Below are 13,242 nucleotides of genomic sequence, written 5' to 3' on the forward strand. Positions count from 1 at the left end.
ATCCGGATGAATGGTCACCGCTGCTGACGAACTCCGGCCCTCGCCCGACGCGCTCCTGAAGGCGGCGGAGAAGGAGTCGCGCGGCAAGCACAAGATCTTCCTCGGGGCGGCGCCTGGTGTCGGCAAGACCTGGGAGATGTTGTCGGCGGCCCATCGGCGCCTCCGCGAGGGAGTCGATGTGGTGGTCGGCGTCGTCGAGACGCATGGCAGGGTCGAGACCGAGGCCCAGCTCAAGGGGCTCGAGGTCCTGCCGCGCCGGTCCGTCGACTATCGCGGCCGCATGCTCGAGGAGATGGATCTCGACGCCATCCTGAAGCGGCGGCCGGCGCTGGTGCTGGTCGACGAGCTCGCCCACACCAACGCCGAGGGCAGCCGCCATCCCAAGCGCTACCTCGACGTCGAGGAACTGCTGGCGGCGGGCATCGACGTCTATTCGACCCTGAACGTCCAGCATATCGAGAGCCTGAACGACGTGGTGGCGCGGATCACGCGAATCCGGGTTCGCGAGACCGTGCCGGACCGCGTGGTCGATGCCGCCGACGAGGTCGAGCTGATCGACCTGACGCCGGCCGACCTGATCGCCCGCCTGGCCGAGGGCAAGGTCTATGTCCGCGACCAGGCGCAGCGCGCGCTGCGCCACTATTTCTCGCCGGGCAACCTGACGGCGCTACGCGAGCTGGCGCTCCGGCGCACCGCCGTTCGTGTCGACGAGCAGATGCGCAGCTACATGCGCGAGCACGCCATCACCGGCCCCTGGGCGGCGGGCGAGCGGGTGATCGTCTGCCTCGATCCCGGGCCGGGCGCGGCCAATGCCGTGCGTGCCGCCAAGCGCAGTGCCGATGCGCTCGATGCCGAGCTGATCGCCCTCTATGTCGAGACCGACCGGCACGCGACCCTCTCCGAGGTGGAGCATGCGCGCCTCGCCGAGGCCCAGCGCCTTGCAGCCCAGCTCGGCGCCGAAATCGTGACCTTGCCCGGCCGTTCGGTCGTCGAGGAGATCGTGGCATTCGCCCGTTCGCGCAACGCCACGCGGGTCGTGGTCGGCAAATCGCGCCGATCGCGCTGGTTCGAGCTGCGCCACGGCTCGGTCGTCGACGAGCTCATCCGCTCCGGTTCGGGCCTGGCGGTCGAAGTCGCGCCGTCGGCCGAGGTCGAGCAGAAGAGCGGACCGCAGGACTGGCTGCGCGACGTGCCGCTGACACCGGGACCCTATCTCGAGGGCACCCTGGCGACAGCCGTCGCGACGGCGGCCGGCGTGCTGATCGATCGTCTGATCGTGCTGCCGAACATCTCGCTGGTCTACGTGCTGCCCGTTCTTTTCTCGGCCGCGCGCCACGGGCTGGTGCCGTCGCTCTGGGTTTCGGCGCTGAGCGTGGCCTGCTTCAATTTCTTTTTCCTGCCGCCGCTCTATCAGTTCACGATCGCCGATCCCGCCAACGTCATGGCGCTCTTCCTGTTCGTCGTCGTGGCCGTCATCGCCAGCGCGTTGGCGGCAAGGACCCGCACGCAGACCGAATCGGCGCGTCGCGAGGCGCGAACCACGGCGGGACTCTATGCCTTCAGCCGCAAGATCGCCGGCGTCGTCGATCTCTACGATCTCCTCTGGATCGTGGTCTCTCACATCGCCCGGCTGCTCAAGGCCGAAGTCGTCGTCCTGATGCCCCGGGACGGTGAACTCTCCACCCAGGCGGCTTTTCCGCCGGACGGGGCGCTGAGCGACGCCGACCTCGCCGCCGCCCGCTGGTCCTGGGATGCCGACCGACCCGCGGGGCGCGGGACCGACAACCTGCCGGGCGGACGCTGGCTGTTCGTGCCCGTCCGCACCAGCCGCTCGGCCGTCGCCGTGATCGGCGTGTTGCCGAACAAGGAAGGCCATGAACTGACGTCGGGCGAGCGCCGCCTGCTGGAGGCCGTCGGCAACCAGGCCGCCGTCGCCATAGAGCGCGTGACTCTTGCGGAAGATATCGACCAGGCGAGGCTGGGGGCGGAGCGCGAACGGCTGCGTTCGGCGATGCTGACTTCGGTGTCGCACGACCTGCGGACGCCGCTCGCCTCGATCATCGGTGCGCTGTCCAGCCTGCGCAGCTTCGATGCCCGCCTGGATGGGGCGGCGCGCGAGGAGCTGCTGGCGACGGCGCAGGGCGAGGCCGAAAGGCTCGATCGTTTCGTGGGCAATCTGCTCGACATGACGCGCCTCGATGCCGGTGCCGTCGTGCCCAAGCGCGAGGCCGTGGAAGTGGGCGACCTCGTCTCCACGGCCCTGCGCCGCGCTGCGGCGCTGTTGGTCGGCCACAAGGTCTCAACCGCGGTGGCGCCGCAGCTGCCGGTGCTCCAGCTCGATTTCGTGCTGGCGGAGCAGATCCTGTTCAATCTGCTCGACAATGCCGCCAAGTACTCGGCGCCGGGCGGCCGGATCTCCGTAGAGGCGGAACGTTCGGGCGAACGTGTCGAGATCGTCGTACGGGATGAGGGACCGGGTCTTGCCGAGGCCGATCTCGAACGTATCTTCGACAAATTCTATCGCGCCGAATCGGGTGACAGACGCCGCCCCGGTACGGGCCTGGGCCTTGCCATCGCCCGTGGGTTCGCCGAGGCGATGGGCGGGACGCTCACGGCGCGCAATCGCAAGGATCGCAGCGGGGCGGAGTTCGTGGTGAGTTATCCGGTGTCCTCGAATGACCGCTGACGGCGCCACCATCCTGATCGTCGAGGACGAGCCGCCGATCCGGCGGCTCCTGCGCACGACGCTCACGGCTCACGAGTACCGCACCCTGGAGGCCGGCACCGGCGCCGAGGCGTTGCAGGCGGTGCGCCATCATCGTCCCGACCTGGTGCTGCTCGACCTCGGCCTGCCCGATCGCGACGGTCTCGAATTGATCGCCGACATTCGCAGACTCGGGCCGGTGCCCATCGTGGTCCTGTCGGGACGCGGCGAGGAGGCGGCCAAGGTGGCGGCCCTCGACTCGGGCGCCGACGACTATGTCACCAAGCCGTTCGGCGCCGAGGAGCTGATGGCGCGCCTGCGGGCCGCCCTGCGTCACCGGCTGCAGCAGCAGGGAGCGGACCGCGGCTTCACGAGCGGCACGCTCAAGGTCGACCTGGTGCGCCGGCTGGTCGAACGGAACGGCGAGACGGTAAAGCTGTCGCCCAAGGAATATGACATCCTCGAACAGCTCGCGATCCACGCCGGCAAGGTGCTGACGCATCGACATCTGCTTCGGGAAGTGTGGCGCGACGAGGCGGTCGATCCACAGTACCTGCGCGTCTACATCCGCCAGCTCCGCCAAAAGATCGAGACCGACCCGGCTTCGCCGCAGCACGTACTCACCGAGCCGGGTGTCGGCTACCGGTTGGTCTAGGCTGCGCGCGGCTGGTGAGGATGCGACGAGGAGGCGAAGCGCAGTGCCTCCTCCAGCTCGGCCGCGTCGACGGCTTCGAGGATGCGCATCAGCTTCTGGTCGGCGATGGGGCCGAGCGGAGTCAGGGGCAGGCGAAGGCCGTCGCCCATCAGGCCAAGGCGATGCAGCGCCCGCTTGAGCGGAATGGGATTGGCCTCGAGGAAGAGCGCGGCATGTAGCGGCGCCAGCAGATGTTCCAGCCGGGCAACCTCCTGTGCGTTCCCCGCATCGCATGCCCGGTGGAGGGCGGCGCACAGGGCCGGCGCGACATTGGCCGTCACCGAGATACAGCCGTCGCCCCCTGCTTTGCGAAAGGCACCCTGTGTCGGGTCGTCGCCGGACAGGAGGAGGAAGCCGTTGCCCAGACGGCGCCGCAGGCGTGGCACGCGCGGAATGTCGCCGGTGGCGTCCTTGAGGCCCCGGATCCGCGGCAGCTCTGCGAGGCGCCGAACGGTGACGTCGGCCAGCGCGCAGCCGGTGCGCGAGGGAACGTCGTAGAGGATGATCGGGATGTCGACTGCATCATGGATGGCCTGGAAGTGAGCCACGAGACCGGTCTGACTGGGCTTCAGATAGAACGGCGTGACGCAGAGCAGCGCTGAGGCGCCGGCTTTTTCCGCCGACCGGGCCAGCTCGACGGCGGTGCTCGTATTGTTGCTGCCGGCGCCGGCGACGACGGGAACGCGGCCGGCACTGGCGGCCACCGCGCCGGCGACGATCTGGTGTTGTTCCTCGAGGGTGAGCAGCGGCGCTTCGCCAGTCGTGCCGCACGGGACCAACGCGGACGTGCCGCGATCGATCAGGCGATTGCACAGGCCAGCGAACGCATCGAAATCGACCCGGCCGAAACGGTAAGGCGTAGGCAGGGCCGCGATAGAGCCTCTTACGCGGGTAATGATGTCGAACATCGATCGCCTCCTGGCGAAAAGCGGTTATGGCAGGACCTTGTCGAGCAGGGTGTGGATGTACTGCGCATCGCCGCGGCTCTGCTCGAACAGCAGGTAGCGCGTCGCCACGGCCGCCGCCGCGAGGAGCGTGATGCTGAGCAGCAGCAGCGTGAACCGGCCGACGGCGACAGGGATGTGCGGTCTCATTTACGCCGCGCTGGCAGGGGCTGGCGTGGGCGCGAGAAGGAGCCGGCCCGCAGCATGGTCGAACGAGACGACGTCGAGACCCGCACTCACTGCGCGATCACGCAGGGCGGCGAGGCTGTTGCGGCAAGCACACGCCGTGCCTTCGACGATGACGCGTCCTTTGGCGCCGGTGCGGCGGCGCGCTGCCTGCAGGGCCTCGCAAAGCTCGTCTTCGCTGGCGACATCGACGATCCAAGCGAGGTCGGCGGCCTCGCCGTCCGGCGAGGCCGTGTCGGGACGCAGGCTGCGCACACAGGGGCAGCCGCGCCGCATCAGGGCGAGGAGCAAAGGCAGGGTGTGGTGACCGATGACGGCGACGCTGGCCGTGGGGGCCAGGTGCGCGACCGCCATGACCTGGTCGACGAGGGCTCCCGACGGGTCGTCGGGGGCGAAAGACGGGATGTCGAGCATGAAATTCCTCCGGGACACCTCCGATATGGCGGAGGGTCCCGTAGGAATTCGAGAGGGTCGGGAGCGGCCCGGCATAGCCCCGCCATAAAGACGGGGCGGTTCGCGGAAGGCCTACTTCGCGACCTTGGCGCCCGTCGCGACGTTGATCACCGAACCGTCCTCGAGGCTCAGGCGATAGATCTCGCGCAGCACGTTGCCGGCGAAACCCAGCTCGACGATCGACACGGTCTTGAACGCGATCGGAATGCCGTCGGGCAGGATCTGGTTGAACTCGGCCGCCGTCTGGTTGAACGCCGCCTGGATCTCCGGCGTGAACTTCGCCATCGAGTAGACCAACGTGTTGTGCGGATTGTGCGGGCGCAGCTCCTTGCCGTCTTTGACGGTATTGAGGCCGCTTACGCCGACCGTCTGCACCAGCTCCTTGGCGGCGTCGCCCATCACGCCATAGACCGGACCGGTGACGCGCGGCAGCGGGCCGTCGCGCAGCGGCGTCAGCGCGGTCGTGGCGATGGTGTTGAACGCCATCATCGCCTCGAAGCCCGCGCCTTCCTTCACGATGCCGAGGTCGAGCCACCAGGGATGGCCTGCGCCCTTGGCGGCCTCGGTCGTGTAGAAGGTCTTGAGCGTGACATTGAGGACGGGTGGCAGCTTCGGCACCGCCTTCAGCATCTTCTCCGGTGTCGTCGGGTCGATATTGTGGATGTGCAGCACCGTGACATGCGGGATGTTGAAGCGAAGCGCCTCGTCGATGAGCTTGGCGTTCAGCAGCTTCTCGCGCAGCAACCCGCCGATTGTGATGGCGAGAAGGTCGTTCACTTCCTTCGGCAGCGTATAGACGAGGCCGAAGGTACGCTTGTGTTCGCGGAAGGCTGGAGAGGAGAGCGCGCTGTTGTCGATCGCGCCCTGTGCCAGGGCAGGCTGGGCGGTCAACAGGGCCGAGCCGGCCATGACGAGCGCAGTCATCCTGCCGAGAATAGTACTCTTCATGAAATTCTCCCCCCTGTGGCCCGCACAGTTAGTGCAATTCGCGTGCCTGATGACAAGGGAGATCAGAAAGCGCACTCCGCGCGCATGGCGGGCGTGATGGGATCGGCCGGCATGTTGAGCTTGCAGTGATAGTCGAATGCGGCCCGGTATGGAGTGGCGATGCGGGCCTTGGCCTGAATGGGCAGGACGAAGCGGTTATTACGACGGTCGATCTGCTGGCGTCCGTATCCGATGTTGGTGCCGTCGGGAAAATAGGCGTCGAAGAAGGAGTGACCGGCCGTCGAGGTGAACTCGACGGTCAGGACGGCGCCGTCGAGACAGTCGAAGCGTGGAGCGCTCTTCAGGACGCCAGTCTCCGTGCTCTTTCCGGAGGGACCGGAGACGGTCCAGTTCGACGTGGAGCCCGTCTTCGAGCTTTCCGCCTTCAGGACGCCACAGGCGAGGCTGCTGGGCGTGGGCGGGCTTGCAGGCTTGCCGGCCGTTTGCGCGTGCACCGGCCCGGCGAGAAACACCGCCGTCACCGGCAGCAACAGGCTCATCTTCATTTGGGGAGACCGTCCAGCGCCTTCTTCGCGTCGGCATCGTTCTGCGCCGCCGCCTGTTGCAGCCAGACCTTGGCCTTGGTCGCGTCTGCCGCGAGGCCGGCGCCGCCTTTGGCAAGCAGCAGGCCGAGCTTGCGCTGGGCCTCCGCAAGACCCGCCAGCGCAGCGCGCTCGTACCAGTCCGCTGCCTGCGTGCCGTCGTGTGGGAAGCCCGCCTTGGGCGGCGTTGTCGGATCGTAGAAGGACGCCAGCTCGAGCTGCGCGGCGGCGCTGCCCTGTTCGGCGGCCTGACGGAAGACCAGGAAGGAAGCCGCGAAATCACCCGCCTTGGCGAAGTCGCGCGCCTTGGCCAGCATCGCGTCGGGCGTGGGCTTGGTCGCGAGGTACTCCGCGACCGTCTCGCGAACCGACTTCTTCGGCGGCTCTGGCACGGGCGGTTGCAAGGGGGTCGGAGCAGGCGTCGGCGCGGCGGCGACGACCGGCTCCGGCGGATGGAGATGGTTGGTCCAGTAGTAGTAGCCGCCGCCCACCGCGAGCAGGACCACGACGGCGGCGATCATCCAGCCCGTCGCGCCGGAGCGCTTCGGCAGATCGGCCAGCGGGTCGCGCGCCGCGCGCAGCTCGGGGCGTGGCGGTGGAGGTGGTGGCTCGGGAGCGACTTCCAGAGGCGGCGGCAATTCCGGCTCGAGCTCGGGAACCGGCTGCTGGCGGCGGCGCAGGTGCACCGTGTCGTCGTAGGCGCGCGAGGCGCCGGCCGCGCCGGAGGTCAGCATCGCGGGCCAGGCCACGACGGTCGTGCCGACGACACCGATGTCGGGCTCGCGCACCCGGAGCCGCAGGGTCGCGATGCCGGCCAGGCGGTCGCAGATCTCGGGGCCGAGATGGAATTCCAGAACCTCGCCGTTGCGCCTCACCTCGTCGGGCATCAGCCAGGTCTCGGTGCGGCGCCAGCCATCGTCGGCCAGATGCGTGTCCGGTCCCTGCTGGCGCTGGATCGAAAGGGTGAGGCCCTCGGGTGCGGCGTCGAGTTCGCTCACGCGCAACAGCGCGTGGCCGGGTTCCGGCAGCGGGGCAATGGTCGCACGGACAGGCATCGAAACCCTCTACGCCGCCACGGTGCGCAGGATGGCGCCCAGCCGGTCGTTCTGTTCGGGCGTGATCTCTCGTCCGCCCTCGTAGCCGACATTGTCCATGGCGAGCTGCAGGAAGGCGCGCATCCAGTCCTTGCAGTAATCGGCATAGATCGGCGCCGGGTTCTCGCTGAGCTGCGGGATTCCGTCGACCATGATCGTCGGCTGCTCGAACACGCGGCGCACCGGGGCGTTGGGCGGCAGGCCGGGGCGCTGGTCGAGCGGCAGCTTGTCGAAGCCCAGCGCGCTGACATAGCCGTTGAGCGCCGAGGAGGCCGTGCGCACCTGGCGCTCGGCGATCTCCTCCCACTTGGCGTTGGCCGCATTCTCCAGTTCGCGCACCTCGTGGGAGAGCTGGTCGATCAGCTTCAGCCGGTGGGCGCCCACGATCAGCTCGTCGATCAGCCAGCCGAGATGCTGGCGGTCGACGCCGAAATGCGACAGCGCCTTCTCGTCGGCGCCGATGCGGCGCATGTTTTCGAGCCAGTATTCGGCGGCCTCGCGGGCGAAGCGTTCGGCACGATCCTCGAGCACGCCGGCGGGCGGCGCGCCGCGGCCGGGCTCTTCGCCGAACACGTCGGCGAAGATGGCGCCGAGGTCGACGGCAGCGCCGGTCGACTGCGCTGCCGCGGCGTGCGGCTTGCCGTTCCTGTCCACGCCCTCGTCGGATGGCCGTGCCGTGGCGATGCGGAAGTAGATCTCGCGCAGGGCGGTGTCGGCGACCTGCAGGGCAGCGACCAACTCGCCGAACAGCTGCTGCTGGATGACGTTGGCGAGACCACGCAGGACGGTATGGACGAGGTCGCGCTTCTTGGCCCGGGCGTCGCCGTCGGAGGCGCTGTGGAAGCCGGCCAGCCGGTCGACCAGGCGGCGCAGCTGGACCTCGAGCTGGCCGCGCACCTGGGCTCGTTTGATCGCGGGATCGCAGACCGGGATCAGGCTCTTCACCAAGTGTGCCACGCCGCCGTCGTTTGCGCGGAACGCCTCGTCCCAGGCCAGCGCCGGATCGGCGAAGTGGCGCCGCACGTCCTCGTTCTCGATGAAATGGCGACGCAGTTCGCCGGCGCGCTGGGCGAAGGAATCGGCGATGTCGACCTCGCGGCCGCCGTCATAGTCCATCAGCCGCTCGTCGATGACGGTCGGATTGCGCAGCCAGAAGCTGTTGTCGAAGGGCTTGCCGTCCCAGTTGAGCGGCCACTCGCCACGGAAATTGTTGACCAGCGAATTGCCGAGGCGCGCGCTCCAGCGCAGGCGGCGCGACTCCTCGGTCTCGCCGGCCTTCTGCTCGAACTCGCGGTCCATCTTGGTCAGCACGAGGAACAGCGCGTTCTTCTGCCTGGCGCGGTCCGCCGGCGTGGCGCCGATCGTCTGGTCGATCCACGCTGTCATCATGTCGGAGAGGTCGCGGACCTCCTGATTGCCGTCGGGGATGCACAGAAGGATGGCACTGAGCTCGCGCTCGGCCGAGTAGCGCTGGAAGAGATAGGCGACCTTGCCGCGCAGCAGCAGCTCGCGCAGCGGATTGGCGCCCTCGGCCACACCCTTGGTCTTGGCGACGTCGTCGAGGTTGGCGAGCTTCAGGCGCGAGCGGGCGCCCGGAAAATCGAGCAGGTCGGTATGGTCGAAGAAGTCCCACGGCTTCTCGTCGATCGCGACGTTCAGCTCGGCGGTGAGGGCGCAGACCAGCGAACGCGGCAGGCGGGCGTCCGGCGAGGAGCGGCCGTCGGCGCGGCGAGGGCGCACCAGCAGCAGATCGTCCGCATCGGCGCCCAGCCGATCGAGCGTCAGCACGTCGACGATGCTCTTCTCGCGGGGGATCAACGCGTCCATGCCGAGCTGAGCCTCGGCGGCGTGGCCGAGCTTCTGCAGCCCGTCATAGAGGGTCAGGTAGAGATCGGTGAAGGGTTGAAAATCGTACCACAGGACCGACCAGAGCCTGGCGCGGTCGTGGCCTGACAGACGCGGCGCCAGATCGATCGCCTCGCGCCAGTAGTCGGTGCGCAGCTCGGCGGTGACGCCTGCGAAGAAGGTGTCGAAATACTCGATCAGGTCGAGCACGTCGTCGGAGTCGAGATCGCCGACCGGCATCGGCTGCGCCTTGACCCTCAGTTCCGTCAGTCGCTTGCGGATCGCCGCACCGTCGGGCCCTACGAACTCGGCTTTCTGGTGGTCGAAGTCGAGCAGGAAGGAGTTGCCCAGGATCTTCACGATGTCGGTCTGCGTGAGCAGCCGCACCTTCACCGGGAATTCGGCCGAGCCGTCGCTGAGGCCGAGGCCGAAGCGCGTGACCAGGCCCGTCGACTCGCGATTGCCGGGAGGGTTGATCTCGCTCAGGAAGTCGTAGGTCTTGTCGGCAAATCGGGCTTGCAACGGGCGGCCGTCGCGGCTCGCGAGGATGGAGACGAGATAAGACTTGCCCGCCTGGCTCGGACCAAACACGCCCACGCACATGCGGCGCCGGGCGGCCCGCGCGAGCTTGCGGCTCTGGTTGCGAACCTTCTGTAGCTCGCTCACCAGCGACGGCGCTTGCTGCGCGACCGTCGGCGACTGTCCGGCGGCATCCTTCAGCCAGGCCACGCCCTCGCTCGCGGCGACGGCCAGCGCCTCGCAATCCTGAGCAAGCTTGAGATCGACTGTGTCCATGATCTACCCGAAAGTCCCTCAACCGGTCTTGAGCATGCCGGTGTCGAGCCAGTAGCCCTCACGGCGCGGCAGTGTCTGGAGGCGGAGTGTCAGGCGGTCGAGCGCGACGGCGCGGCCGTCGCGATTGGTCACCTGGCGCAGGCGGAAACGTTCGACGTCACCAGAGTCCTTGTCCTTGGGCTTCACCCGGGCGAGCGCGATCCTGAACGGCGTCTCGCGGGCATGCCGCTCGGCATATTCCGGCTTGGCGAATTCCAGCGCGTAGAGCCGCGCCGCAGGCCAGCGCACCAGGTCGAGCTGGCGTGCGCCGAGCCACATGGGACCCCGGAACTCGAAGGCGACTTCCGGCAGCTCGTATTCGCGATTGTCGAGATCGACGTCGCGGAAGATGAGATCTTCCTTCTGCAGGCGGCCGCCGCCGTCGAGCTTGCCGATGAATTTGGCGATGCTCCTGGAGCGCAGCAGGTCGGAACGGAAGGAGAAATCCGGAAGCTGCGACTGAGCGAGAGCGGCGATCATCGCGCCCACCGCGACGGTCGTCTTGGGATCCTCCACCCTGAGGCGCGCGTCGCGGAACGGATACCAGGCGCCGACGCGATAGTCGTGCAGCGAGATCACCCGTTCCGGCGGCAGCGGCAGCAGCTCCATCACCAGCGAGCGGATACCGGGCAGGCGTGACGGCCGACCCGACAGCAGCAGCACGTCGCAGTCGTAGGCGTGGACGATCTCGGCGAGCGGCGCCAGGACGCGGCCCATCTCGGCCCGTACCGTCTTGTCGAGGCCCGGCAGGTCGACCGGAAAAACCACTTCACGCAGGTCGAAGTTCTGGGCGCCGCGCTTGCGGGCTGCTTCGTTCACGAAGGTGACGACTTCCTCGGAGGGTTTGGCGCCGCCGGGGAAGAAGGTCTCGTAGGCGCGCGGCTCGGCCGCGACGACGCCCGAGGTCGGATCGTAGGTCTCGGCCGCGCGCAGGAACTCGAGCGCGAGGGGGTGGGCGATCTGCAGCGCGAACTGCTGGCGCAGGTTGCGCTGGATCACGTCCTCGCCGCCGCGGTCGCCGCCCACCAGCTCGGCCATGAGGTCGGCCGGGTTGGCGATGCCGGCCACGCGCAGCGCTGCTTCGATCGGTGGCAGCACGTGGCCCTGGACGACGCGCAGCAGGATGTCGTCGCCCGCGACGCTGAAGCCCTCGCGGAACTTCTGTTCCGGGAACAAGGTCACGGACGTGCCAGCTCCCTCAAGGCGGTAAGAGTTGATGATCAGGTCCGTGGTGCCACCACCCACGTCGATGCTCGCGATGTTGAGCACGTCCTCGGCCGGCTTGCCGCGCGGCTTGCGCGTGACCTGGAAGAAGCGGCGGGCGTCGCCGCCGAAATTGCGCGCGACTTCGGTGTAGAGATAGACGAGCTGCGTGCAGCTTGCCTCGTCCCAGTCGGTGAGCACGCGCGGCGCCGGCGCCGCCGGATCGTCGAGCTTCCAGCCCAGCATCATCCAGACGAGATCGCGCGCTGCCTCGGCGCGCTTGCGGAAGATCAGGCGTTCGGCGAGCGGCATGCCGGTTGGCAGGGTGAGCACGATGCGGCGCAGGCGGCGCGGCGTCTCGGCATGGGCGCGGCGGCCGCGCTGCTGCGGCGAGTTCATCAAGGTGAGCGCCTGCAGCAGCACTTCGGTCAGCACGAAAGTCATCACCGAGGAGCGCGAGTAGAGCGGTTCGAACACCGGCAGGTGATCGGCCGAATCGGCATCGGCATCGACCAGGTGCAGCGGCTCGCCCTTCTGGTTCACGAGCTGGGCCATCGGACCGGCGGCGGCTGGCATCGCCGTCTGGTCCTGGGCGTAGGCGACGTTGAAGCGCCATTCGCGTGTCTGCGGCTCCTCGTCCCACAGGTAGCGCTTGGGGCTCGACATGCCGGTGTTGCCCTCGGTGCCGCGCCGGCGGGCCGCCAGCCGCGTCGCCTCGGGGCCGACCCGCGTCATGGTCGGCCAGACAAACGCATCGGCGCGGCCGCCGAGGCGCGAGAGGTGGTTCTTGCCGAACCAGGCCTGCGCGAACTCCACCCTCGATTCGAACGGCCGCGTGTGCACGACCTCGGGATGCGAGAGGTCGCGAAGTGCCAGTTCGTAGGAATCGTTCAGGTTGACGCCCAGTTCGCCGGCCGCCTCGATCAGCAGGCCGCAGGTGCGCGAATTGCCGACGTCGAGCACGAGATCCACTTCGATCGCGCCGCGCCCGGGCCGCTCGGCGTCGCCCACCAGCTTCACCGGCGGGAAATGCACCGCGGCGGCGAGCAGGCCGAGGAACGCGAGATAGCGCGCCGTGGCCTCCTGCGGCTTCTGCTTGATGTCGTTGTCGATCTCTTCCGCGGTCGCGCGCGGATGCAGTTCGTGGAACAGCTCGTCGAGCCACTGCACCATCCAGCCCTGGCGCAGCAGCCAGTGATTGGCGCGCTGCTGCGGCGCCAGCGCGAACAACGCGCCGGACGTCACGTCCTTGGGCGAGGGGGCGAGATAGGCGCGGCCCTCGGCTTCGGCGATCAGGCCGGTGTCGAAGGCCAGCACCGCGCGATACCTGTTTCCCTGCTCGTCGCGATAGCCCGGGCCGTAGCGTGCCTCGAGATCGACCACGCGCACGCGTGCCCAGTCGGCCGGGCCCTCGCGGAACTGATTGTTGGGCCGCACCTGCAGGAACGGCACCGGCACCCACTTGTCGAGGAAGGGCGCAAGCGCGTCCTTGGCGGTGATGACCAGATTGGGATCGGCGGCGCGGCGGCGGCCATTCTCGACCACCTCGTATTGGCCGCGGCTCTCGTCGAAGTCGAGCTGGACCAGGTCGTCGACCACGTTCGAGGCGGCGGCGTCATGGAAACCCCATTCGCGCACCTTGAGGCGCACCGGATCGAAGCCGAAGTCGAGGAACTGGATGCCGGAGCGGGCAATCAGCGTCGTCGGGCTGGGATAGCTCGGCAGGCGGGCGAGGTCGCTCATGTCACTCCGGTAC

General features: G+C 68.4%; 10 protein-coding genes. 2 read left to right on the forward strand and 8 right to left on the reverse strand.

Features of this window, described 5'->3' with window-relative positions; genetic code table 11:
- Positions 1 to 10: 10 nt before the first annotated feature.
- Together EPO41_RS15845 and EPO41_RS15850 are read left to right on the forward strand one after the other, a co-directional pair.
- Positions 11 to 2,686, forward strand: coding sequence for a sensor histidine kinase KdpD (locus EPO41_RS15845; protein ID WP_296326808.1), 2,676 nt, complete (start codon positions 11 to 13; stop codon positions 2,684 to 2,686).
- Complete coding sequence (locus tag EPO41_RS15850; protein ID WP_296326809.1) at positions 2,676 to 3,359, forward strand: response regulator; 684 nt, start codon at positions 2,676 to 2,678, stop codon at positions 3,357 to 3,359. The genes EPO41_RS15845 and EPO41_RS15850 overlap by 11 nt, the downstream gene beginning before the upstream one ends.
- On the opposite strand, the gene dapA is transcribed toward EPO41_RS15850, so the two are convergent.
- From dapA to EPO41_RS15890, 8 genes are all read right to left on the reverse strand, one after another.
- Positions 3,356 to 4,306, reverse strand: coding sequence for a 4-hydroxy-tetrahydrodipicolinate synthase (gene dapA / locus EPO41_RS15855; RefSeq protein WP_296326810.1), 951 nt, complete (start codon positions 4,304 to 4,306; stop codon positions 3,356 to 3,358). The genes EPO41_RS15850 and dapA overlap by 4 nt on opposite strands.
- A gap of 24 nt (positions 4,307 to 4,330) precedes the next feature.
- Positions 4,331 to 4,492, reverse strand: a complete 162-nt coding sequence (locus EPO41_RS15860; protein ID WP_296326811.1) for a hypothetical protein — start codon at positions 4,490 to 4,492, stop codon at positions 4,331 to 4,333.
- Positions 4,493 to 4,942 (reverse strand): hypothetical protein, encoded by a 450-nt coding sequence (locus EPO41_RS15865; protein ID WP_296326812.1) that lies wholly within the window; start codon positions 4,940 to 4,942, stop codon positions 4,493 to 4,495.
- A 111-nt stretch (positions 4,943 to 5,053) separates the two neighbouring features.
- Positions 5,054 to 5,929 (reverse strand): hypothetical protein, encoded by an 876-nt coding sequence (locus EPO41_RS15870; RefSeq protein WP_296326813.1) that lies wholly within the window; start codon positions 5,927 to 5,929, stop codon positions 5,054 to 5,056.
- 62 nt (positions 5,930 to 5,991) lie between these two features.
- Entirely contained in the window at positions 5,992 to 6,474 is a 483-nt protein-coding gene (locus EPO41_RS15875; RefSeq protein ID WP_296326814.1) for a hypothetical protein, read from the reverse strand.
- Positions 6,471 to 7,565: a tetratricopeptide repeat protein gene (locus EPO41_RS15880; RefSeq protein WP_296326815.1), complete on the reverse strand. Its 1,095-nt coding sequence runs from the start codon at positions 7,563 to 7,565 to the stop codon at positions 6,471 to 6,473. Before EPO41_RS15880 ends, EPO41_RS15875 begins: the two co-directional genes overlap by 4 nt.
- Before the next feature lie 9 nt (positions 7,566 to 7,574).
- Entirely contained in the window at positions 7,575 to 10,244 is a 2,670-nt protein-coding gene (locus tag EPO41_RS15885; protein WP_296326816.1) for a virulence factor SrfC family protein, read from the reverse strand.
- Positions 10,245 to 10,262: 18 nt separating this feature from the next.
- On the reverse strand, positions 10,263 to 13,229 hold the full coding sequence (locus EPO41_RS15890; RefSeq protein ID WP_296326817.1) for a virulence factor SrfB: 2,967 nt from the start codon (positions 13,227 to 13,229) through the stop codon (positions 10,263 to 10,265).
- Positions 13,230 to 13,242 lie beyond the last annotated feature (13 nt).

This window comes from Reyranella sp., assembly GCF_004297265.1.
Taxonomy (GTDB): Bacteria; Pseudomonadota; Alphaproteobacteria; order Reyranellales; family Reyranellaceae; genus Reyranella.